The organism is Psychrobacter urativorans (assembly GCF_904846695.1).
Taxonomy (GTDB): domain Bacteria; phylum Pseudomonadota; class Gammaproteobacteria; order Pseudomonadales; family Moraxellaceae; genus Psychrobacter; species Psychrobacter urativorans.
Map to the genome: position 1 here is coordinate 135,180 of NZ_CAJHBR010000005.1, position 24,456 is coordinate 159,635.

General features: G+C 41.5%; 21 protein-coding genes and 1 tRNA gene. 10 read left to right on the plus strand and 12 right to left on the minus strand.

Annotation, left to right across the window (positions count from 1 at the left end):
- Positions 1–2 precede the first annotated feature (2 nt).
- From ychF to JMY09_RS05650, 3 genes are all read left to right on the plus strand, one after another.
- On the plus strand, positions 3–1,094 hold the full coding sequence (ychF, locus tag JMY09_RS05640) for a redox-regulated ATPase YchF (RefSeq protein ID WP_201622620.1): 1,092 nt from the start codon (positions 3–5) through the stop codon (positions 1,092–1,094).
- Positions 1,095–1,379: 285 nt separating this feature from the next.
- On the plus strand, positions 1,380–2,855 hold the full coding sequence (locus tag JMY09_RS05645; RefSeq protein WP_201622621.1) for a deoxyguanosinetriphosphate triphosphohydrolase: 1,476 nt from the start codon (positions 1,380–1,382) through the stop codon (positions 2,853–2,855).
- Between the two features lie 96 nt (positions 2,856–2,951).
- Entirely contained in the window at positions 2,952–3,632 is a 681-nt protein-coding gene (locus JMY09_RS05650) for a TetR family transcriptional regulator (protein WP_201622622.1), read from the plus strand.
- Positions 3,633–4,060: 428 nt separating this feature from the next.
- Here the strand turns inward: JMY09_RS05650 and gspK are convergent, their stop codons facing one another.
- From gspK to JMY09_RS05685, 7 genes are all read right to left on the minus strand, one after another.
- A complete protein-coding gene (gene gspK, locus JMY09_RS05655; protein ID WP_201622623.1) occupies positions 4,061–5,104 on the minus strand; it encodes a type II secretion system minor pseudopilin GspK in 1,044 nt (347 codons plus the stop codon).
- Between the two features lie 13 nt (positions 5,105–5,117).
- Positions 5,118–6,065: a type II secretion system protein GspJ gene (locus JMY09_RS05660; protein ID WP_201622624.1), complete on the minus strand. Its 948-nt coding sequence runs from the start codon at positions 6,063–6,065 to the stop codon at positions 5,118–5,120.
- Positions 6,062–6,487, minus strand: a complete 426-nt coding sequence (gene gspI / locus JMY09_RS05665) for a type II secretion system minor pseudopilin GspI (RefSeq protein WP_201622625.1) — start codon at positions 6,485–6,487, stop codon at positions 6,062–6,064. The genes JMY09_RS05660 and gspI overlap by 4 nt, the downstream gene beginning before the upstream one ends.
- On the minus strand, positions 6,488–7,348 hold the full coding sequence (locus tag JMY09_RS05670) for a type II secretion system protein (RefSeq protein ID WP_201622626.1): 861 nt from the start codon (positions 7,346–7,348) through the stop codon (positions 6,488–6,490). It lies immediately after the preceding gene.
- A 54-nt stretch (positions 7,349–7,402) separates the two neighbouring features.
- A complete protein-coding gene (locus tag JMY09_RS05675; RefSeq protein ID WP_201622627.1) occupies positions 7,403–8,092 on the minus strand; it encodes a TetR/AcrR family transcriptional regulator in 690 nt (229 codons plus the stop codon).
- A 252-nt stretch (positions 8,093–8,344) separates the two neighbouring features.
- Positions 8,345–9,133 (minus strand): TatD family hydrolase, encoded by a 789-nt coding sequence (locus JMY09_RS05680; protein ID WP_201622628.1) that lies wholly within the window; start codon positions 9,131–9,133, stop codon positions 8,345–8,347.
- A gap of 300 nt (positions 9,134–9,433) precedes the next feature.
- Entirely contained in the window at positions 9,434–10,288 is an 855-nt protein-coding gene (locus tag JMY09_RS05685; protein ID WP_201622629.1) for an SAM-dependent methyltransferase, read from the minus strand.
- A 379-nt stretch (positions 10,289–10,667) separates the two neighbouring features.
- Between JMY09_RS05685 and JMY09_RS05690 the strand changes: the two genes are divergently transcribed.
- The 5 genes from JMY09_RS05690 (at position 10,668) to JMY09_RS05710 (ending at position 16,377) form a co-directional block, all read left to right on the plus strand.
- Positions 10,668–11,441, plus strand: coding sequence for a ferredoxin--NADP reductase (locus JMY09_RS05690; protein WP_201622630.1), 774 nt, complete (start codon positions 10,668–10,670; stop codon positions 11,439–11,441).
- A gap of 182 nt (positions 11,442–11,623) precedes the next feature.
- Positions 11,624–11,710: transfer RNA gene (locus JMY09_RS05695), tRNA-Leu, on the plus strand.
- A 175-nt stretch (positions 11,711–11,885) separates the two neighbouring features.
- Entirely contained in the window at positions 11,886–13,157 is a 1,272-nt protein-coding gene (locus JMY09_RS05700) for a tyrosine-type recombinase/integrase (RefSeq protein WP_201622631.1), read from the plus strand.
- 276 nt (positions 13,158–13,433) lie between these two features.
- Complete coding sequence (locus JMY09_RS05705; RefSeq protein WP_201622632.1) at positions 13,434–15,062, plus strand: DEAD/DEAH box helicase; 1,629 nt, start codon at positions 13,434–13,436, stop codon at positions 15,060–15,062.
- Positions 15,016–16,377, plus strand: a complete 1,362-nt coding sequence (locus tag JMY09_RS05710) for a GIY-YIG nuclease family protein (RefSeq protein WP_201622633.1) — start codon at positions 15,016–15,018, stop codon at positions 16,375–16,377. Before JMY09_RS05705 ends, JMY09_RS05710 begins: the two co-directional genes overlap by 47 nt.
- A gap of 557 nt (positions 16,378–16,934) precedes the next feature.
- On the opposite strand, the gene JMY09_RS05715 is transcribed toward JMY09_RS05710, so the two are convergent.
- From JMY09_RS05715 to JMY09_RS05725, 3 genes are all read right to left on the minus strand, one after another.
- On the minus strand, positions 16,935–17,819 hold the full coding sequence (locus JMY09_RS05715) for a DMT family transporter (protein ID WP_201622634.1): 885 nt from the start codon (positions 17,817–17,819) through the stop codon (positions 16,935–16,937).
- A 96-nt stretch (positions 17,820–17,915) separates the two neighbouring features.
- Positions 17,916–18,671 (minus strand): AraC family transcriptional regulator, encoded by a 756-nt coding sequence (locus JMY09_RS05720; RefSeq protein ID WP_201622635.1) that lies wholly within the window; start codon positions 18,669–18,671, stop codon positions 17,916–17,918.
- Between the two features lie 308 nt (positions 18,672–18,979).
- A complete protein-coding gene (locus JMY09_RS05725) occupies positions 18,980–20,638 on the minus strand; it encodes a 2-isopropylmalate synthase (RefSeq protein WP_201622636.1) in 1,659 nt (552 codons plus the stop codon).
- Positions 20,639–20,739: 101 nt separating this feature from the next.
- Here JMY09_RS05725 and JMY09_RS05730 point away from each other — a divergent pair, with 101 nt between their 5' ends.
- Positions 20,740–21,549: an AraC family transcriptional regulator gene (locus JMY09_RS05730; RefSeq protein ID WP_201622637.1), complete on the plus strand. Its 810-nt coding sequence runs from the start codon at positions 20,740–20,742 to the stop codon at positions 21,547–21,549.
- A gap of 316 nt (positions 21,550–21,865) precedes the next feature.
- Here JMY09_RS05730 and JMY09_RS05735 read toward each other — a convergent pair whose 3' ends face one another.
- On the minus strand, positions 21,866–22,435 hold the full coding sequence (locus JMY09_RS05735; protein ID WP_201622638.1) for a DMT family transporter: 570 nt from the start codon (positions 22,433–22,435) through the stop codon (positions 21,866–21,868).
- A gap of 95 nt (positions 22,436–22,530) precedes the next feature.
- On the opposite strand from JMY09_RS05735, the gene JMY09_RS05740 reads away from it, so the two are divergent.
- On the plus strand, positions 22,531–23,466 hold the full coding sequence (locus tag JMY09_RS05740) for a LysR family transcriptional regulator (RefSeq protein ID WP_201622639.1): 936 nt from the start codon (positions 22,531–22,533) through the stop codon (positions 23,464–23,466).
- Positions 23,467–23,877: 411 nt separating this feature from the next.
- On the opposite strand, the gene JMY09_RS05745 is transcribed toward JMY09_RS05740, so the two are convergent.
- Complete coding sequence (locus tag JMY09_RS05745; RefSeq protein ID WP_201622640.1) at positions 23,878–24,297, minus strand: PPC domain-containing protein; 420 nt, start codon at positions 24,295–24,297, stop codon at positions 23,878–23,880.
- Positions 24,298–24,456: the final 159 nt, after the last annotated feature.

A 24,456-nucleotide genomic window follows, 5' to 3' on the forward strand; every position in this document is an offset into this window, starting at 1 on the left:
TTATGGGTTTTAACTGCGGTATCGTCGGCTTACCAAACGTGGGCAAATCTACATTATTTAATGCCTTGACCAAAGCGGGAATCGCCGCTGAAAACTTTCCTTTTTGTACTAAAGATCCTAACACTGGTATCGTTCCAGTACCTGATCCACGCTTAAAGAAATTGGCTGATATCGTCAAGCCTGAGCGCGTGTTACCGACTACTATGGAATTTGTCGATATCGCAGGCTTAGTCGCTGGTGCCTCAAAAGGCGAAGGCATGGGCAACCAGTTCTTAGCTAATATCCGTGAGACCGATGCGATTGCCCATGTGGTACGTTGCTTCGATGATGATAACGTCGTACACGTCGATGGTCGCGTAAGCCCGATTGATGATATCGAAACTATCAATACTGAATTGGCATTGGCCGATCTAGAAGCGGTTGAGCGGGCTATTCATAACTTGGGCAAAAAAGCCAAGGGCGGCGATAAAGACGCCCAAGCTATGCTAGATGTGTTCAAAAAAATTGAGCCTATATTAGCAGAAGGTGAAGCAGCACGTACCGCTAACCTAGATAGCGATGAGAAAAAACTTATCAGAAGCTACGGTTTAATAACGCTTAAGCCTACTATGTATATCGCTAACGTTGCTGAAGATGGTTTTGAGAATAACCCTTATCTTGACGCTGTGCGCAATTATGCCACTGGCGATGACTCTATCGTGATTGCTTTGTGCAATCAAATTGAATCTGAAATTGCACAACTTGACGAGGATGATAAAAAAGACTTCTTGGCTGATATGGGTATGGAAGAAGCTGGTCTTGACCAAGTGATTCGTGGCGGCTACGACCTACTCGATATGCAAACTTACTTTACCGCTGGTGTTAAAGAAGTTCGGGCATGGACTGTAGCGGTTGGTGCCACTGCACCACAAGCAGCTGGCGTAATTCATACTGACTTTGAGCGTGGCTTTATCCGTGCTGAAGTCATCGCTTATGACGACTTTATCGAACATAACGGTGAAAAAGGTGCAGCAGCTGCAGGCAAATCACGTTTAGAAGGCAAGACTTATATCGTGCAAGATGGCGATGTGATGCATTTCCGCTTTAACGTTTAAACCAATGATATAACGTCTTATTTTAACCCCTTTAGCCTATAACTAAAGCCAGCCTCGATGCTGGCTTTTTTATGGGTTTTATTTTAGTCTAGGATTGTGCTGTTGCCATTAAATATTAACTTATAGCGTATGATTTTAGGTAAACTCACTTTACATAGTTAGCAGTACTGTAGGCTGACTGTGAATGCTAGTATCATTAACCCAGCGCTATTGTTTATAGTCTTTAACAGCCTATAGCTAGGTAGCCGCTTTAAAACAACAATAATAAATAAGGGATAATAATCTATGAGCACGCCATTCACTAAGCCAAAAAATACTGCTGAACATTGGACCCGATTATTCAACGCTCAACGCCTAGGCAGTGACAAAAAAGCGCCCGCACAAGACAGCGCTCGTACCTCGTTTCATAAAGACTATGATCGTCTAGTCTTTTCCCACTCGTTTCGTCAGCTCAATCAAAAGACCCAAGTACACCCTTTGACTAACCAGTTAGGCATTCACACCCGTTTGACTCATTCATTAGAAGTGTCTTGTATTGGTCGCTCATTAGGTATGATGGCCGCTGAAAAACTGCATAACAAGCTCGCTAATGGCTTGCCAGCTGGTGTATCGCCAGCTGATGTCGGCGTCATAGTACAAGCGGCATGCCTAGCTCATGATATCGGCAACCCACCCTTTGGTCATGCTGGTGAGTACGCCATTCGAGATTGGTTTTTGCATCCTGATCGCCACAGCGTATTGCAAAAACTAACTACCAATCAGCGTTTAGATATCACCAACTATGAGGGCAATGCGCAAGGCTTTCGACTATTAGTTAGTAACGAGCATCACCCTGATAAGGGCGGCATGCGCCTAACTTGTGCAACTTTAGGGGCGTTTATGAAGTACCCTTGGCTGGCCGACCAAAGCTTAGTACGATCTACTAACGGCTCTGACAGCAGTGACAACCCTGCTGATAATGACCTTGGGAAATCCCCTGACAATCAGGCGGATAGTAAAATAATTAGCGTACAAAAATTCGGCTGCTTCGCTAGTGAAGCGCAACAGTTGGAGCAACTGGCCGCTTGCTTGCAATTGCCTTACTCCTCGCAGCATGACGGCTTTTGTCGCCACCCCCTTGCCTATTTACTAGAAGCGGCGGATGATATTTGTTATGCGCTAATAGACTTGGAGGATGGTATTCATCTAGATATGCTCAGTTATCCGGAGGTTGCGGCTATATTTTATGAGCTGATTGGTGAGCGCCCTGAGGCTATTGCTGCACCGACCCAAGTCTCAATAAGACAGAGTCTCGCCTCGCTCAGAGCCCGAGCTATGATGCGCCTAGTCAATACCGTCACTGATGCTTTCGTCGCCAATAGTGAAGCGATGCTGGCAGGAACACTAGAAGGCAGCTTATTTGACCATTGCGATGCGCCTGTTCAAAACGGTATTATGCAAGCCAAACAGTTGGCTCGTGAAAAAATATTCAACCATCCTACCAAAGTACGTATGGAACTGATGGCTAATCAATGTCTGCATCGGCTACTAGATGCCTTTATGCCGTTGGCTTGGACAGCGGTGAGCAAGGCCCCAAAACCCTTTGAGCATCAGCGCTTGTTAAGCTTATTATTGCCCCATCTTAATGAGCATCGGCGCTCATTGACAGCAGATACTTATCATAACATTCTTAATATCTTGGACTTTATCACTGGGATGAATGACCATGAAGCTTATCGGTTGGCGCAAGAATTGCAGGGTAATTGGGGTACAATGGTTTAAATAAATAAGCTCTTTATCTGATAACTGTGGTTTTTATTCGTATTCTTAGAGTGAAATGAGTATGATGACCCTTAACTAGGCAATTTCTGAATGATTATGAGTAGTCGTGAACAAAAGAAACTTCAAACTCGGCACGCATTTTTTAATGCAGTATTAGACTTGTGTATCACTGGTCAAGCCTTTAGCTCGATCAGTTTACGCCAAGTAACTCGCGAAGTTGGCGTAGTACCGACCGCATTTTATCGACATTTCGACGATATGGAATCACTGGGTCAAGCGCTAGTACTTGAAGAATTGGGTAACACTTTAGCAACCTTACGTGACGGCTTGCAAATTGGCCGAAAACGCAGCTACGATCGACAAATTGCCAAAAGTATTCAGCTGTTCTTGCAGACCGTCAGTGAGCAGCCACGTTATTGGCAGTTTTTAGTTAGCGAACGCTTCGGTGGCTCAGAGTCTGTACGTAAAGCGATTAGTGAATTGATCAAGATGCATACAGAAATTTTGGCTGAGGATTTGGCGTTACAACCCGCTTTCGCTCATATCAATAATTATGATCTACGCTTACTCTCTGAAGCTGGTATAAACATGTTCTTTTCTTGGATTATTGATTGGCTAGAGCTGACTTACTCTGAGGCGCATGATGACGAAGCTGATATAACCGCTATTGAAGAGCGCAAACAATTGATGCTACACAATTGCACCCGCCAAGCACAGATGCTGTTCTATGGGGCTTATAACTGGAAATCTAGCGAAGAAACTTTGCTCGATGATTAATGATTAAACCTTAGATAAAAGCGCTGGGAGCTTGCGACCCAAACAGCCTGCTCTACGGTAATCATAACCTGCCAAAATTAAAAATCCTCTAGGCATCAAAAATATAGTAACAAAAACTCAAATCTATACTAATGATGAAAACAAAGGTCTGCTGGACGAAATAAAGCTTGCCGTATCTGAGACTGGTGCTTGTAATAAATCCCATCTTGGCAAATCATAATCAAGTAGCTAAATACTTAAATACCTAAATACCTAAATACCTAAATACCTAAATACCTAAATATATTGCTACAAAACCTAATGATGGCGTGGGTTTATACCCACGCTATACCAAACTTAAATAGAGACTATTATCACCAATAGAGACTGTCATCACAGCAATATTAAAAACCTTCCCCTCTGATATTACTCCTTATTAAATACACTCATTAAAAATTAGGCCGAAATGCCCAAAGTCGCTGGCTGATAACCGTTACTTGTTTGGGTTTTTTATTGTCAGCCGTATCGGCATTAGGATTGTTATTGCTTACAGCAGCAGAGTTGTCGTCAATAGTCTTGCTGATCAATACCGTAGCGAAGCGCTGCTTAGCCGTCGGTTGATCATCACCATCAGTAGCTGTGATTAGCGCCATAAAGGCTTGGCTATCGACGGCTAATAATGGCGTTAGCGCTTGCTGTTGTTCGGCACTAAGCGTACTCAAAGGAGGCAGCTGCCAAAGGTCGGCTATAGTCTCTAACACTTGCGTGCTACGCTTATCAGTTAAGCTGCGCAGCTGTTCGCTAGTAGCACCATCCATTAAAGCGGCAAGCAGAATTGGGCTGGCAGTATTGACGTTGATCGGCAAGTAATAAGGCACGGCGCTGACATAAGGACGTAGCTTGGCCAACACTTCAGCATCAATGCCACGTACTTCTATTAACTGCTCAACACTCACAAAGGGCTGATTGGCCAAGCGCTGATCGGCTGTACGAGATTGCTGACTATACACACTGCCCTCATCACCACCATCTTTATAGACTTCACTATCCGTATCTTGCCAGTCCAATATGGCAATGGCTATCTCGGGTTCTAGCGCTAGCTGAGTCAAAAGACGCTGAAACACTGCTAGGGCGGCGTCATCAGTAGCGCCGTCATGATACAAGTTATTGATATTGAATCGACTGGCCTCATCACGCAGCTCAGCACTGATACTATGACCGCCTAACTCAAAGGGTGGTAGTGGCTGCGCCCAAACATCTTGCGTGCTGTCAGTCTGATTTAGATTATTGTCCGCGCGAATAGCCGTCATCGCTAGCTGTTGACCGGCTTCTATATCTTGTAATAATTGATCCTGCTTAAATAGCAGCCCACTACGACGAATGGCCACTTTTTGACTAGCCAGCATTGAGCCTGCCACAATAGTGATGCTGACGACTAATAACAATATCGTCAGTAGCGCAACCCCACGCTGAGAGTTTGCTGAGGCAAGCATACACTTCTCCTAGTTATTGAGCGCTTGGTCTATTTACAGCATCACTGTTGCTGCCATTACTGCCATTACTGCCATTACTGCCATTACTGCCATTACTGCCATTGTTATCGTTGTTGTCATTGCTGCCGTTATTACTATTATTGTTATTGTTACTGCCATTGCCATTGCTAACATCATCGCTCTTGGCTTTGCTAGTATTAGGCGCTGGCTGTGCTGCTAAAGCAAATTGCCAAGTGATAGGCAGCTGTTGGTAAGTAAAACTGAGACTAACCCCTCTAGGCAGTAGCCGTACTTTAGGCTTATTAGACGTGTTATTTGCTTGGCCTAAGCTATTATTGCCATTGGGGCTATTTCGACTGTCGGCATCCGGAAACTTGGACACTGGCTCTGGTAAATACGCTTGCCAGCTTACCTCTGTCACCCCTTCTAGCAAGACGCTATCTAGGCCAATGCTTTCTTTTTCATTATTAGTGTATTGCCGACGTATCAAACGCTGGTCACTGAGCAGATACTCAACACGCTGGATGCTAGGGCTAGTTTGATAGCGTGGGTCGGGATCAGCATAACGCATAAAGCTAACCTGCTCATTGCTCAAGCTCATAAATGGCTCAGGCATAGCGGCAGCCTGTTCATCAGCTGCTGGATTATCGTTGTTAGTGTCATTAGCGTTGTTGTTGCTATTATTGTTATTGTTATTGTTATTGTTATTAGCGTTATTAGCGTTACTAGCAACCTGACTGTTTTGGCTACTAGCCGCTTGATAAGCGATGACTTGACCCATATCCTGCTGTAACTGTAGATAAGCGTACTGCAGTACTGCTAGATTGTCAGCTTGTAGCTGGGCACGCTCGCGAGCCCGGTTAACGCTGTCGAATACTTGCCAGCCAGAAATGGCAAGCGCTGCGAATATCACCATCGCCACCATCAGCTCCAATAGCGTAAAGCCTCGCTGCTGTCTCACGATTGACCCCGCCGTTGCTTATTACCAGTAGTATTAGTATTAGTATCGCTCATTAACACATCGATATCGGTCACGGGGGCACGCGTTTGTCCATCTACTATAGGCGCAATGCTGATATTGATCGCTGTTAAGCCAGGAGCCAAAGCTGCATTAGTAGTCATCGCCACTTGCCACTCACGCCCTTGCGAAGAGATAGTTTGGGTACTATTAGCCGTCAATACTGTCTGCTGTATTCGTAAGTCGGCAGCTACATTTTGTGCCACAAAGTGCGCTAAGGTCCGAGTACGCAGGGTATCGACTGAATTTAGATAAGCGCTACTGGCACGGCTAGCGGCTACCGCAACCACCGCTAAGATAGCCAGCGCTACCATCACTTCTATTAAAGTAAAGCCGCTTTGAGACTTAGATAAAGAATGCCTCATCTATAACGACTCCTGTCCAACGCTCATGCTGCCATCAGGTAAAATAGTGATTACCTCACCTACTAAGCGCGAATCATGACGCACCTCTATAGTGACAGGGGTTGCCTGTCCGGTACCAAACCATAAAACTTGCGGTACAGTTTGACCCGTAAACCACGGCTGCAACACTCGCCCTTCCTCCTCATTGCTATCAGCGCTATCTAAACTGGCAATGCTTAAACTGACCCCAACAGGCATAGTTGGCAAGCTCACCTCTGGCTCAACTGTCCAGCTCGGTGTTGGGGATTGCTCATTACCGGAGGCGGATAACCCTGAAATATCTGCTGAGAGCTCCATCGAGTTTTTGCCGCTGTCAGCAGTAGAGTTAGCCGCTTGCTGATAGCTTAGATAAGGATTGGATAAGGTGACAATAACGGGGGTGACTTGGCCTTGCTTATCCGCTTGTAGGATTAATCCCATCGGTTGCATACGCTCGGCAGACAGTAGCCGTACGTAGCTTAGCGAATCAGTGAGGTGCTCATAAAAAGCACGGTTTTTTCGTGAGTCGCTGCTGCCAACGGATAGACTCATCATGCCTGCAAATATCGATAGGATAACGACAACTACCATAATCTCGACTAAGGTAAAGCCTACTTGTGAGCGTGACAATGTTGGCTGTCGCCTAGTTAGTAGCACAGAATGGCTTATCGATAGTTGATTGGTAGCGGAAGGGTTGACTGCGATAGGATTATTTGATGAGTAATGGCTGAGCAGAGGGGTCAATAGTTTGCGCTTTAATAGATGAATTAGTAGTGATAAACAGCGTAAGCATAAAAAATAGGTGACCACCAAACGAGGTATAATCTTGCGAGTAACCAGCATGGCGCACCTATTATAAAGAAGTGTTATAGCAGCGAATCGTACAAGTTTAACTTTTTAATAAGTAGTATTGCGATGTTCTTCTGATTCAGTATCAATCTGTTCGACCAGCTCTTGCATATCCTCATCCAGTGCACTCTCATCAATATCTTTACTTAGGTAATGACCTGGTAAGTCCAACATCTGCTGAATCAGAGCATAGCGTAGCGTCTCACGACACCCTAAGTAGCGCTGATAAAAGCTAGAATTCAATAAGCCAGCACCGCCTTGACCCATCGCCCAAATAGAGGATAGATAATCTCTGGTACTCATACTACTGTGCTTATCTTTTAGATGAGCGCTGATGATATCGATCAAACGTTTCATACGCTGACGACGGATATCGTAAAGCTCACCAAACAGACGGTTAAGACCAGTCGAAGAGGCGGCTAAACGTTCCTCTATCTGATTGAGCAACATGGCTTTTTGTGGATTGAGTAGCTGCTGAAAAATCATTCTAGCCACCCCTGCCGAAGGGCAGTCATCGATAAGATTAATCACAAACAGTTGTTCTTCATAGCGAATAATAATACGTAAGTACAATTCGTCTTTACTAGAGAAATGCTTATACAAAGTACCTTTAGCTAAATCTAGCTGATCCGCCAAACTGTCGAGAGTGATATCACCATTACCAGATTCTAATAATAACTGCTCAGCCATGGCTAAGATGCTTTCTTCGCGTACTTTGAACTGGTGCTGACGACTCATAACTTCTCCTAAGACCCAATAAGGTTAAACACACAATCTTAACTGCCTAATAATAAGCACGAATTTTCCCTATTGTGCTTACTACTACGTAAGTTTGAATGTGCTTACATTTGTTAATAAATTTTATTAATTAAGGGTTTTTAATGGGTAGATCATCACACTTATGGCCACTATTTTTGACCACTTAATGTACCGTCTATATCCACAATTACCCTGTTTAACAAATGACTGACTGGTCATAGCATAACGATTTTAATGATACTGCGCTAGTAAATTTACAAAGTTTTTTGCAGTCAACTCTCCGACCTCATCGCTGCTACAGCCGTACATATCAGCTAAGTAACTGGCGACATACGGTACGTAAGCTGGCTCATTGGGACGGCCACGTTTAGGTACTGGCGCTAAATAAGGGCTGTCGGTCTCGATAAGCAAACGATCTCTAGGCATTTTTCTGGCAGCGTCTTGAATCATTTGTGCACTCTTAAAGCTTACAATACCTGAAAACGAGATATAAAACCCTAAGTCCAAAGCACGTTTAGCAGTATCCCAATCCTCAGTGAAGCAGTGAATAATGCCATGCTCAGCGCCCTCACTTTTTAGGATATCGATAGTGTCGTCTTTAGCATCACGCATATGGATGATAAGCGGCTTTTTGAGGTGCTGACTTGCCTGAATGTGACGAGCTAGACTAGCTTGCTGCGCTAGCTTATTTTCAGTTGACCAGTAATAATCCAGCCCCGTCTCACCTATTGCCCAAACTTGATCGCCACTAGCAGTCTCGATCAGCCGCTCAACTGTAGCAGACTGCAATACAGCAATATCCTCACAAGGATGAATACCAACACTCATCCCTAAGTTCAGTGTGTCGTCGCTATAAGTATTAACGATATTGGCAATTTCATCATACTCAGCAAAGTCGCACATGACTGCCATCGCACGGGTGACGTTGGCCTCCTTCATAGCGGCAATCGCTCCGGACAATTGACCGTCATATTTCTCTAGATTAAGACGATTAAGATGGCAATGGCTATCAGTAAACATAGATACTCTCGTTATATTGGTCATGCTATATAAATTTAAATTTGCTAGGGCAAATGTATTGGAAATCTTTACAAGCTATAAATGTGTTTAAGTTATAAATTAAAAATGTCGTTAAGTTATGACTATTGCCTTAGTAAAGCGATTTTTCAATAGCGCTGTAACACTAGCCAATCGACTAGGTTAAATAAGTGCTGATTACTAGCATCAAGGTTAGTATTGTCGCCGCAATGCAACAATGCAACAATGCAACAATGCAACAATGCTTCGACGTTAGTAACCTGCACGCTTTAAAGCTATGATCTAGTAGACTTTTATGACTGAATTAATCAGTAAGGTACCCAATTCTATTTGTGTAAAGCTAATATCAACGGCTTTATAACGCATAACAAAGCTACTATTTAGCTCCTCACGACGATAAGCAGGCCGCGGATCTTGCGCTATCAAGGCTGTTATTAATACTTTATCAGCTGCTATTAATTGCTGCTGTAAGCTATAAACCTTAGCCGCCACTGTTTCATCTTCCCAATCTATCGGCTCTATATCAATAAGCGCTTCGAACTGCTGCTCCGCTAGCTCAGACATCGTCACTATCAATGATTCAGGAGCGCTTGGAGCAAAGCCACTAGCAGCGTCACTATAGGCATCGCTATAACTAACATAAGGCTTGATATCGATGATCGGAGTACCGTCGATCATATCAGCGCCACTAATCAATAATAACACCCTACCCTCAAGCACTTCGATAGCCTCAAGCTTGACTACTGATAATCCTAAACCTGACGGACGATACATACTGCGACTGGCAAATACGCCAAGCTTTTTGTTGCCACCGAGTCTAGGAGGTCTTACTTGAGGTCGAAAGGCAGGTTTATCCGCAGCAGGCGCCGCTTTAGTTTGCTGGTCTTTCTCAGAGTTATGGACACTTTTTTTATTGATATAATTATGATGAAACTGCCAACTGAGCCAAATATGGCTAAATGCCTCTAAGCCTGCAAAAGCTGCTGGATTAGCATAAGGGGTGAGCATCTCAATGACACTAAGCAAGGCTACTAAATTAGGCTGACGCGGGGCACCGAACTTCTGCGATAGCGGCGCACGGTGATAGCCTATAATCGGCGCTACATGAGTTAATTGCTGTTCATCAATACATTTCATCTACAAAAGCCTTGCTGCTTAGCCATAAAAAATCCTCGGATGTCAGAGAAAACAGTCTATTAAAAGGTTATAAAACCTAAGCAATCGATACCAACTAAGCCAGCATAGATAATTATCTACTAACGTTATTCTATTTTATCATGCTAGCGCTAGCTGGTTAGGCGGATTTTTACTTTAAAGTTTGTTATCATAGCCAAGATTATATATTGAGAATAACTTGCATCTATATAATTGGCTATACAGATAGTTTTTAGCCAATCTTTGACTGGTTATAATGCCATTTTTTTGATTAAATATTTAAAAAAAATAGCTTTTTATAGCTAGCGTTATAATCATTTATAATACTATTTTTATAAAAATAAACAGTAACGAGGACTTTATGTCAAAATTGCGCACTGAAACGGTTACCGAAGTTCATCATTGGAATGACTCTCTGTTTAGTATCAAGACTACTCGTGATGATGGCTTGCGCTTTCGAAATGGCGAGTTTGCGATGATCGGTATGATCATTGATGGCAAACCACTGTTACGTGCTTATTCAATTGCTAGTCCCAATTACGAAGAGCATTTAGAGTTCTTTTCGATAAAAGTACCTAACGGTCCGCTCACTTCACGCTTGCAACACATCAAAGTCGGTGACGAGCTGTTGGTTAGTAAAAAGCCCACAGGGACGTTAGTACTCGATGATCTGTTACCAGGCAAACACTTATATATGCTATCTACGGGTACTGGCCTTGCGCCATTCTTGTCTTTAGCTCGTGACCCTGAAGTTTATGAGCGCTTTGAAAAAATCATCTTAGTCCATGCTGTACGTAACGTTGATGATTTGGCCTATCGTGAGATGTTCGAAGAGCAGTTACCTAATGATGAACTGTTTGGTGAATGGTACCGCGAAAAATTCATTTACTATCCAACCACCACACGTGAAGAGTTCCGCAATACGGGACGCATCACTGACTTAATGGAATCAGGTAAGCTGTTTAGTGACATAGGGCTACCTCCTATTAACAAAGAAGATGACCGTGTATTGATTTGCGGTAGTATGCCGTTCAATGCTGATGTCGCCAAGATACTAGATGGCTTTGGTCTGACTTTATCGCCACGTATGGGCGTACAAGCCGATTATGTTATTGAGCGTGCCTTTGTAGGCTAATCAAAAACTGGCTAAAATATTGTTTTGACAAACCTTTTATACAATAATGCTGTGAAAATCAATAATAGGTGATAAAAATAGCTTGACGGTTAAAAATAGCCTGCTATAATACGCCACCTATACAGTTAACCCTGTAGCCCAATTCAATAATGTTAAGCAGCAACGACATTATTACCTAACACGCCGGTGTGATGGAATTGGTAGACATGACGGATTCAAAATCCGTTGCCTTTAAAAGCGTGTCGGTTCAAGTCCGACCACCGGTACCAATACTAAAAACCCTTACAGATCATAGTCTGTGAGGGTTTTTTCTTGCCTATAAATTATATCATCCACACAGTATCAAAACCTGTAACAAAATAATTTTGATACTATCTTGATACTTTGCCTCCCCTGCCTATTACCGTATGATAGTTCTATTAGAAGATCTATTAAGAGGCCAGTATGAAAGTTAAACTCACTAAGCGATTTGTAGACTCTGTTAAGTATGCAATAAATGGTACCGATATTTATATGGATGAAGTATTGACAGGTTTCGCATTAAGAGTAGGCAAGCAATCTAAAAAATATACTCTACATAAGCGAATCAACGGTAAGCTTTATAGAGAGGAAGTAGAAGAGACACATTTAATCACTTTGACTGAAGCTCGTGAAAAAGCCAGTACCATGATGGTTAATATCAAGAAAGGTTTGCATGTTTATGATGGCTATCAAGCTGGTCCAGTTGAACAACCTCCTTCAAACGCTGACGTGCCTACTTTAAGAGAGGCGTATGAGTACTTTAAAACTATGAAGCCAAATCTTGCTAGTCGTACTATCGACACATATGATCAGCAAATACTGGGTCGGCTTAGTGATTGGCTTGAGCTGTCCCTAAACCATATTACCAAAACTATGGTTAGTGAAAAACATAAGGAAATTAGTAAGCATAGTAAAGCACAAGCTAATGCTACTATGAGGGCTCTTCGCTCAGTTTGGAACTATTGTCAGGATAGTTTTTTAGATGAAAATGAAGAATATATCATCAAAGATCAGCCTATACGTATTCTGAATGCAAAAAAAGACTGGAATAAAATCAAACCTAGAACTCGACATGTCGAGGAAGAATACCTTGGTACATACTTCCAAACTCTAATTGAACATAGGGATGGTGGCTCTTTCAAGCAGGCACCTTACAGTAATAATGCCCGTGACATACTATTACTGTTCATGTTTACTGGTGTTCGTTTAAATGAAGCCCAAACATTAAGATGGGAGGATGTTGATCTTGATGCAGGCCGTATTGTATTTAAGGCCACAAAAAACGGTTCTGATTATCACATGCCTACAGGTGACATCCTACAGGCTATTTTAAAAGAGCGTAAAAGACTCAGTAGTGGTGAAGAATGGGTGTTCCCAAGTGACTTGAAAAGAAGTAATGATCATGTCAAAGACTTAAGCGGTAGTTACAAAGCTATCTCTGAAAAGGCTAGCTTGTATATTACACCGCATGATTTGCGCCGTACATTTGGAACAGTGGCTAATAGTTTAAACGTGAACTACCCTGTACTAAAAAGATTACTAAATCATCGTGAGGCGAAGTCTAGCGATGATGTGACATTACAATACATTCAAGTATCGCAGCGCCAACTTCGAGATGCTTTAAATGAAATTGAAGCCTTATACTGCAAACGTATCAACCTGAGTCAGGAGGATGTTATTAAAAAATTATTATAGATTAAATGATTGAATAAACTGTGTTCTCAGAAAATCTTAGGTATAAAAACCTGTAAAACTAATAGTATCAGTCTGCTCAGAAGAATATACTTTAAGGTTTTTATTACCTCTAGTTCTATGACTTCAGAATTCCGAAATCGTTGTATGATATAGCTCTTAATTATTTCTAAGGGTTTATTAAATTGTTAGGTAATATGATAATTATCGGGGTTTGATGAATTCCATCATGTATCAGCAGATGACTCTAACCGCTTGGGAGCCATACTCGATAGCATTATGACGCAGACTAGCGCGCATATTGTGGCAATGACGGGTTCTTATTTCCGTGGTGACTCAGTGCCTATCTTGTCAGATAGCGATGAAGAAAAGTTCGATAAGGTAACTTACACTTATTACGAACAGCTGAATGGTTATGAGCACCTAAAATCATTAGGACTCGGCTATCACTTTTATAAGAAGTCATTTTTTGATGCCTTAGATGAATGCTTAGATACTAGCAAAAAGACCATCATTCACATCCCTAACGTCAATAGCCTAACCGCTGAGACAGACAAGTATGAGACTGTTGGTCGTATTATAGATATTATCGGTGAAAGTGAATCTCGTGATGAGAATACTGGCGTTATTACCATACGTACGCATGATGGCAGACGCTTACTACTCGCAGACCTAGTCACTGATGACGCCATACGAGTGAATACACAGGCTTACTTGGCTGATATTACCTCTCGCGATCAGATGGATATCATCGTAGCTCTTGGGATGGCAAAAGAGGGCTTTGACTGGGAGTATTGTGAGCACGTATTAACCATTGGCTATCGCGGCTCTCTAACCGAGGTAGTGCAGATTATTGGACGCTCAACACGTGACAGCGCGGGCAAACACCATGCTCAGTTTACCAATCTAATCGCTGAGCCAGAAGCGGATAAGTCTGAGGTAACAAGCTCTGTCAATGAGTTATTAAAAGCCATTACTTTATCGCTGCTTATGGAGCAAGTACTTAAACCTAATATCAACTTTAAACGTCGTAGTGAGCTAGACATATTAGGGACGCTCGACTTGCCGGCAGGTACTATTATTATTGATGATACTGTCAATCCTCCCTCTGATCGAGTGATGAATATACTTAACCAAGACCGTGAAGAGATATTGGCTCAGCTATGCCAGAACGCAGATCATATAAAAAAGTATATCGCCGCCGAAACCAATAACGTCGAGACCGAGGCTGTATCCGATACCGTCATCCCAAGTATTATTCGTAGCAAGTATCCATCACTAGATGCCAATGAAGTACGGCAAGTACAAGAAGGCGTCATGCAGTATATGGCCATCAACCGCCAAGGCGGCGTGGTTGAAGGTAAGAATATTCCTGAAGATGCCATCATCGAAAATGAACGCTGTTTCATTAAGCAAGGCACTGAGTATGTAGATATCGCTAATCTAAATGCTGAACGAAAAAGTCAGCTCAATGAAAACGACATTATTAAAGAGCGCCACCTGCCAGCTGACGCAAAAATATATAACCCTAAAACCAAATCAAGCAGTAGCAATGACTCAAATCCTAGCAACGGCTTTGTGAAGGTTGGCAGCAAGTTTGTCAATGTAAACAACCTTCCCATCGACCTTGTTAAATCAGTCAACCCCTTTCATGATGCGTATGAAGTCCTCTCTAGAACCGTCGATAAAGAAGTCTTGCAGACCATCAATGACGTCGTGCATGCCAGCCGTTCGACCGTCACTGAGGCAGAAGCGGTATTGATGTGGCCAAAGATAGTTGCGTTTATCAAGAATAAAGGGCGTCAGCCTAATAGAAACTCAGAAGATGCTATCGAGCGACGTATGACTGAAGTCATCTCCTATGTCAGAAACCAAAAAGCCAAGCGAGAAGCCAATAGTCATGATTAAACTTGATGAGATCTATCAAAGTCGTGAGTACAAGACACTAGAAGATATCTTTTCTAATGACAGTACCGGTTTATTAGATGATATAAAGCCTGTCACCAAAAGCTTGGCGAATAACAGCGTTTTAGCGCAGCAGTTTGACACTATCAACCTTTTTATCGATCAACAGGGACGCGTGCCTAGTAGCAGTGCCAACGATATCAGTGAAAAGATAAATGCTCGCCTATTAGCTACCATACAAACCAACCACGCAAACTCGCAAGAACTGCTAGCTTTAGATAAGCATGGTTTACTAACGGCTCAACGTACTGCATCCACCCTATCTGACGGCAAACCGACACTTTCAGGCAAGAGTATGAGCAATAATAGTGGTGGGTCTGAAAAGGCGATCAACGAGGCTGTTAGCGAGCCACCTGTTATTAATAGTCTAGATGATATCTTTAACAGCGATGACCTAGGGATTTTTGACAACATTCATTCTGAAATCTTAGTCAGTGATAGTCAGCTCAATTCTCGCACTACTTATGACCAGTACGATGATGAAGAAATAGCAACTCGTTTTGAATGTAAGGACTTTTATAAGTTTGAGGCAACCTTTGAGCGTATATCTCAAGCCATTCAAACGGGGGCTTTTACTAAAACTAACTTTTCATCAGTGAAAGACATCAGCATTGGCAGCGTCTTCGTCTTAAACGGGATTTTATGTTATGTAGCAGATATATACCAAGCAGAGAATCGAAAGAATGAGCGTAACCAGCAGCGACTTCGTTTGGTATTTGCTAACGGTACTGAGTCCAATATGCTCATCCGCTCATTGGCTACCGCTCAATATAAATATGAAAACAGCTATCAATTATTAATTACTGATCCTGGCTGGATGGACGATGAATTAGCAAAAAACTTCGGAGATGATCGACAGCTTACTGGTGTCATTTATGTTGCTAAGCTGACTGATACGCCAAACAACTTAGCGCACTATAAACACCTGCATAAAGTTGGCTTCTCAACCCTTACAGGAGAGGCGCGCACTAAACATTCGATTAGGGATACCGCTTTCTTGCAACAGCCCGTAGATATCATTGCTGAGTGGCAGATCTATGATGCCAATGCTCGGAGCGTGGAGGGTGTACTGCATGCCTTCTTCTATGATCAAAGAGTCAAAGTATCCTTAAAAGCAGCAAACGATAACCTCTACAATGCGACAGAGTGGTTCAACGTTCCCCTTGATGAGATTGAGAAAGCCATTAATCTGGTTATCGCCGGGGACATTAAAGACTATCGAATGGATGGTGCGGCTGGCAAGGTGATTTTGAAATAATAAACTTCTACAGAATTAATTTATATCTATGAGTCAATTATTACTAAATGCCATTACCTACAATATTACGGGTCTACAGATAGCATTTATAGATATATTGATTACTAATCAAAATATAAATACGCTATATTGATAATCCATCTAAACCTGCTTATATAAAGCTTGCACTACAAATTGCTAATAATAATATTTGTCAGGTGACCTCCTAAAAGTCGGGGCTTGATTCATCCTCCCGTGGCAGACAACTCGTCCTATCACTTATGGTCTTATCACCCTTTTTACGAAGATGAGAGAAAGGTGTTGTTTAAAGATTGGTTAAAAAAAGAGATGCTGAATAGCAAAATGCAGTCTATGGAACTCTGAATTGCAAACAACAATTATGTTGTAATATTTCGACACTATTTGGATTAGACGTACCCCAGTATGTGAGAGTCTGAGATAGTTATCCGCCTTAAAAAAGGACCATTCACATTTTAAAAAGCTCCCTACTCGAATTTCAAAGATTTAATGTCAGCTCATTCTAGGTATGCAGTTTTTCAAATATATTATTTGCTATTTCAAGAAGATTTTTGAGTCTGATAAATGAACAAACTTGCACAGACTAATAGGACACCAAAAATAGTTAATGTACTCAAAGTAGTGTCAAAGACCAGACTCTCCAAAATCATCGTCAGCAAAGGTAGTAAAAAGAATAGAGTGCTTACTTTATCTGCGGAGCTATATTTGAGCATAAGCATCAATAATAAATAAGCCCCTACGGAAACCACTGCGCCCATCCATACCAATGACAGCAAAGAGTAAGCATTGACTTCAAAAGACAATCCTTGATAAACAATCACAATTGAGAATATCAAAAATGAAAATATAGTCTGGATTAATAGCGTTAAAATAGGAGGCGTTTTAACCTTGGCTTGAGCGATAGTACCAAACGTGATAGAGAGTAATGCAAGTACGGAGAGTACGATACCTGATACATTGATTTTATCAACGCTATGATAGCCTAGTGTGGACAGAACCAAGCCTGAAAAACAAAATGCTAATAGGATAATGTTTTTAACGCTAACCGTGTTTGCACTTAGTAGTGACGTTATAATCGGCTGTATACCAAGCACCAGTATAATGATGCCGAGGGATAGTCCCGTATTAATAGCGGAGAAGTAAAACGTTAAATAGAATACCTGTAGCAACAGACCTGAAAATATAATGTCTTTGAGCTGATCTTTATTAATCTCAGTGATAGCTATTTTTTTATGGGTAGATTTTAGATATATGGCTAAAAGTAGTGACAAAGCGATCGCTGATCTTAAAAATAAAAAGCTCCAAGAGTCTGTATATTGCAAACCAACTTTTGCAAAGATGGCACCACCACTCCATATTGCTAAGAATCCTATAGGTGCAGCAATATTTACAATGTCCTGCTTTGATTGGCTATGAATATTCAATGGCAATTCCTTACCTAGCGTATATTTATATCATCTGGCTATGATAATAAAGTTGACGTTCAAAGGTTTGCCAAAATAGATTGAAATATGTGCTGATCAGCTGATTGTTGGGTGCTTCATATTCTGATTATGACAGCGAAGTCTATACGGCGTCTGATGATAGACAGTAGAAAAACGACGTATGAAGGCAGACACGTTATCGTAACCGCATCTCTCAGCCACAATCGTAATAGGTGTATCGGTATTTAGGATGAGACCAAGAGCAGCTTGCATACGAAGGTCGGTAATATAAGCATTAGGCGTACAGCCAATATGTTCTTTGAATAAGAATTTGAACTGACTCTCACTCAGACAGGCGATTTCAGCAAGTGATTTCACCGTATGGTTGGTAGCAATATTCGTTTTTAAAGTATGAATGACCGCAGTTAAGCGAGTATCTAATCGTTTGCTCATCTGCATATTTCCAAAAAGGGCTTTTAATAACTCAAACATCATCCCTTCTATCTTTTGGTTGTGAGCAGAAATCAATTGCTTTTCAACAAAAGAGATATATAACAACGTTTTTTCGTCCATTGCAAAATGAATCTCGTCTAGTGGCATCTGTAGAAATTCGATATTCTCTATATTTGCTACTAAAAAACGAAAGTCTTCTCTTGCCTGAAATTGATGATAAACACCTTTTCTAATAACTAAAGCCTCTCCATAAGAAACTTTAATAGCCTGATCACCAATTATCATTCTAATGTCACCCATTAATGGTATGAGAATTTGATGGTAATCATGAGTATGACCTTCCAACTGGCTGTCATATGTTCTGATAAATAAATGGTTTATTAACTCAGTATCTTTCATGATGTCTATTCACTGTCTGAAATATTTGTGGCTAATTAGGTTTTGAAGAGTGTAGCAATAAAGCTATTTTGGCGACTAATAAATTGTTGTTTTAACAAGCGATTGTGAGCTATGCTGAAGAAACTGTAGAGATAAACTAACGAATCAATAAGTAGCTCACATGACCAAGAGGATGCAAAGTTACAGTAAGAATTGAAAGTAAAGCTGTCAAATGAGCTGCAGAAAATAGAAGCAGCTTAAGCACGACTGCTCAGAAGAATATGATTAATATCCTCAATTCTTCCAAGCAGCCTACTACTATTTTAATTCTAATTATTAATTCGCGCCAATCCACTTAAAATAGCAAGTATAGCTGCTGTGGTGCTATTGGTATGTATGCCCACACCAAAATAAGAACCAGGTAAATCCGCGACTGACAGCTCTATGATTGTAACGGCTTCGGCATCGTTACCTTGACTCAAATTACGTTCTTCATAAGACATTACCGATGCTTGCATAGATAAGGCATTAAGTGTTGCGGCAATTGGACCGTTTCCTCGACCTTTCACTTGCCTATACTCACCTTGTGTAGACTTCAAGTCTAATACAATTTCTTGACCTGATGAGGTTTCAAACAATGAGTGTCGCTGATAGCCATAGATACCTGAAGACAACTCAGGATGTAGATACGTTTGAGCAAATAATTCCCAAAGCTGTTGGCTTGATAGCTCAGCCTCAGCACTATCTGCTAGTTTTTGTACTATTGAACTAAATTCAACCTGCATTCGACGAGGCATCTGAATGTCGTAGTCTTGCTCTAATAGGTAAGCGATGCCCCCTTTACCCGATTGACTATTTACACGCACAATACCATCATAAGTACGCCCTATATCTTTAGGATCAATAGGTAAATACGGAACGCGCCACACTGCATCGGCTTTTTGCTGTTTAAAACCCTTGGCTATTGCATCTTGATGAGAGCCTGAAAAAGCAGTAAACACTAAATCCCCAGCATAGGGATGACGTGGATGTAGGGCAATAGCCGTACATTCTTCTACAGTTAATGCTAACCCTGAAATATCAGAAAAATCTAAATTTGGATGCACTCCTTGTGTATACATATTCAAGGCTATCGTCACTAGATCCAAATTACCACTACGCTCACCATTGCCAAATAAACAGCCCTCGACGCGATCAGCACCCGCTAATAGAGCCTGCTCTGCACAAGCAACCCCAGTTCCACGATCATTGTGAGGGTGTACGGATAAAACCACTTGATGACGACGTTGTAGTTTGCGATGCATCCACTCAATTTGATCTGCAAACACATTTGCTGTACTGACTTCAACCGTAGTAGGTAAATTAATAATCATGGTTTGAGTGTCATTCTCTAACCATTCATCCATCGCCGCATGACACATCTGCAAAGATACGTCTAATTCTGCCATACAGAACGTCTCTGGCGAATACTGTAGCACCCATTCTGTTTCTGGAAAATCGGCTACTCGTCTTTTTAGATAACTGACATGCTCACGTACCAACTGTTCAATCTGCTCTACAGATAATCCAAAAACCATCTCACGCCAAGCAGGTGCAATGGCATTATATAAATGCACAATAACGCGCTGAGCACCACGCATACTCTCTATTGTACGATCAATTAAATCATAGCGTAACTGAGTCATAACCATAGGAGTTACGTCACTAGGGATTAAATCTTGTTCAATCAACTGCCGGCAAAGATCAAAGTCAATTTGTGAGCCTGCAGGAAACCCTACCTCTATCTCTTTAAGCCCCACCCGAACCAATTCCTGGAAAAGTTGGTGCTTCTTAGATAGATTCATTGGCTCAAATAAAGCCTGGTTCCCATCCCTTAAATCGGTGGACAACCAAATTGGAGGCTTTGTAATTCTCTGATCAGGCCAGTGACGATCCACTAACTGAACACGAGGATATGGAACATATTTATGACTAGGATCCATCAACATAGCAAACTCCCTAACAATCAAAGATAGATTGATATGTTAGAGGTTTACATGACCGCCCTACTATCTATAATAGAGCTATATATGTAGAGAAAAAGACATTTATGAGCAAAACAGTAGAAGATCTAAAAAAACTTAACCAATTTGAATCGTCACAATTGCCTTTACATGGTATAGCAGTAGATTATTCAAAAGGGCATGTTATTGCGCCGCATATCCATACTAATAGTGCCCAACTTTTATACGCTATCTCTGGTACTCTGCTGGTTGAAACCCACGCAGGAAGATGGCTTATCCCCCCAAATCGCGCCGTTTGGCTAGCAGCTCAAGAAGAGCATACCGTTGTGATGCGTAGTCATACCAAGGTGCGTAGTTTATTTATTAAAACTGATGCTATCCGCACGGACTTACCCGATACGAGTTATGTAATCAACGTATCACCACTACTTAAAGAGCTGATATTAGCAGCCACTTTACTTCCCATTGATTATCGAAAAGATACTTACGCCAATTTATTGGTGAATCTGTTGTTAGAAGAACTAAAACGTCATACTGCTTTAAACTTACTTCTTCCTTGGCCTAAGGATGCCCGTTATCACAACATCTGTGAATACCTAATACACTATCCCACCGACTCTCGATCTATTCCTCAATGGGCAAATGAGCTCCATATCTCAGCTAAAACCTTTGAACGTCAATTTTTTAAGTTAACAGGTATCCCCTTTGGGAAATGGCGACAACAAGCGCGACTGTTCTATTCACTAGAAGCCCTTAGTGAAGGGCTTCCTATCATCGATATCGCTTTCCAGTTTGGCTATAATAGCCATAGTGCCTATAGCGCCGCTTTTAAAGATTTTTTTGGTCAACGTCCTTCTGATTTTATGGCAGAGGATAAGGCTATTTCTTATGTTTAGAGGCGTTTTCCATAACGTTTCTTGTGGGGACAATGTGTGGCTCTCTAGTTGGGACTTGAGTAGTTGGCTATGCTCAAATGAGACTGATTATTAGGCTTGGTGCGCTCGAAATTTCCTGAAGATCGTATGAACTTGCATTAATCCGTGATTGTTTTACTGTACAGGTATCGACCTATCTACTGTATTCATTACAATCCAAAAACTTTAATACGCTCACTAAATGGCTGTTATCTTTTTTCAAATACAAGCTTAACAAGATCACCAAATAGTATTTGAATAATTAATCTCCATTGCCTATGCCTTGAGCTAGGCATCACTAACTTTCAAAATGAGAAACAGAATTAGCGCTGCTTGTCGACGTACTTTCTGTCGTATTTAAATTGTCCGTTATGTTAGCTTTAACGTCACCTAAATTGGGAGATGAAGGAGTAAGCCACAGCACCATAATCATGCCTATTAGAACGAAAGTGACACCAACTAAACGCCCAGCATTTATCTCTTTCACTGGTAAATTCATAAGACCGTATTGGTCTAATATTAATGAAATGAGCATTTGACCCGCTATCACGCAAACAATAAAGCGAGTTGCGCCTAAACGAGGGACTAGAATTAATGCGGACGTAATATAGATAACGCCAGCTATGCCACCAAACCAGACCCACATTGGTAATTGTCCGATTTCACTCAATATGGGCGTAGGGACACGCAGAGAAAGAATGACAGGTATCGCTATAAGTACACTCACCAATAACGACACTACCGTTGCCCAAAGAGGATGTCCAAGAGCACGGCCTAATTCAGCATTACTTGCAGCTTGGAGAGGGACTAAAGCGCCGGCAACTAGGGCGATAATGGCAAAAGAGATGCCAGTAAGTGATAGATTCATACGTTTGCTCCAGATTTATTTAATTCTCTAGAGGAATTATTTCATATTAAAAATTTGAATTGAAATTATTGTTTTTTTACTTCACTATTCGTTATATGAATAACTTAAGACGTATTGACCTTAATTTGCTCGTGACGTTGCACGCATTATTAGTAGAAAAGCACGTATCACGAGCCGCTCTCCGGTTACATAAAAGTCAGCCGGCAGTTAGCCACGCACTGGCCCATTTACGTACCCTATTTGATGACCCTCTATTGGTTCGACGTTCAGGAAGATTGGAATTGACTTCGCGAGCGAGCGAATTAATTCTGCCGTTGACTGATGTTCTAGAGCAGCTCGGTGCGTTGATTGAGACCCCAGAATTCAATCCTCTCAGTGCGAAGCGAGTATTTCGTCTGGCTATGTCTGACTATGGTGCGCGTGTATTTATGCCCAGTTTAGTGCGCTCATTAAGAATGCTTGCGCCTGGCATTGAGCTTGAGGTGAGTCAAGGAAGCCGCGAAGCGATGATGGCGGATGTATTCGATGGTGAAACTGATATGGCTTTCGGTGTCTTCTCAGATAAAGTGCCAGAAGCGCTTTGTATGCACACCCTGTTTGTTGAGTCTTTTGCTTGTTTAGCAGACAAAAAAACTTTGCCAGAGACTGGTATTCTCGATCAAGATAGTTGGTTGGCTCGACCGCATATCCTCGTTGCGATGCAATCAGGTGCCAATAATGAGATTGAACGTGCACTTAGTGGCGCAGGATTAAGTCGCCATGTTGTAATGACTTTGCCACATTGGGGAATTGCTAATCAATTAGTGGCTGGTACTGACCTGATTTTGACAGCGGCGCGGCGTAGCTTTGATATGACTGATAGCAACTCACAGGTTAAAATATTTGAACCGCCTTTTCCAATTGAATCATTCGACTTTAAATTACTTTGGCATCAACGCCGTGAGGGCGATGCGGCGCATAATTGGCTGAGACAGCTGATTATTAGTGTGCTCAATTCAGAACTTAACGAAGAAGTTCGCAGAACCACCTAGAACAATTACTGAATCTAACAACGTATACCTATTATCAATAATAGCCTGCTGATCATAAATGTGTTCATAGCGCTTTTTGATTTATGCTGTCGATTTCATAATTATTAACGTTATATCTAACACTAGCAGTTCGATACCAGTATAGGGATTTAACTCAATTAAAGCCCTCCAATAAGTCTTACCTTATTCAGTAATTTAGGTTAACTAGTGAGGACTTAGACATTAGGTTTTAAACTAATGGTATCAATGTTTTAACTCGCTAAAATAGCCACAGTGTACTTCGTGATGTACCTACCATACATATTCTAGTCGTTTTCGATGCGCTATACAGGCAACAATACTCATGCTGATTATTATTGTTGTTTATATATTTGATAGCGTAGCTCAGTATCACAATTTAAGCTTATATCACTATAAAATAGATACTTCTAGCCAATACGCAGGTGTTTTTCCTCTAGAAGCTTGAGAACGTGGCTGAAGAATACGTAATTCATATTTACCTGAATATGGGAGCGTGTAATAACCTTGATCATCCACTTCAGGCGCAGACTCTCCTACGTTAACAGAGTCTGCTAAATTCTTATGGAATAAATAAGGATCTACATTCCCTCCCGTTGTTTTGACAGAAAGCTTTTGATTCTTTTTAGCATAAAATGTATAGGAATCATACTTATTGCCCTTTAATTTCCCATAATAGTTAGCTGAGCTGGCGCCTTTTTTAAATTGAACATCAACAGTTTTAGCCACTGCATCTGAAGATGCGGCCATGACTGTAGGGCTTACCACTAGAAGAGGAAGCGCAATTAGGATAGCAGCAGTTAAGTTTTTCATATTTTAAACACCCAAGCAATAAAAAACACCGATTTTAACTTACTTTACACTGTTAAATTTTATAGATATGTTACATTAGCACTACTAACATAAAGGGTATGTTTGTAAGGTACTAATTAGAGCTACCCGTACTGAATAGTATGAATCAATGCACTAGCT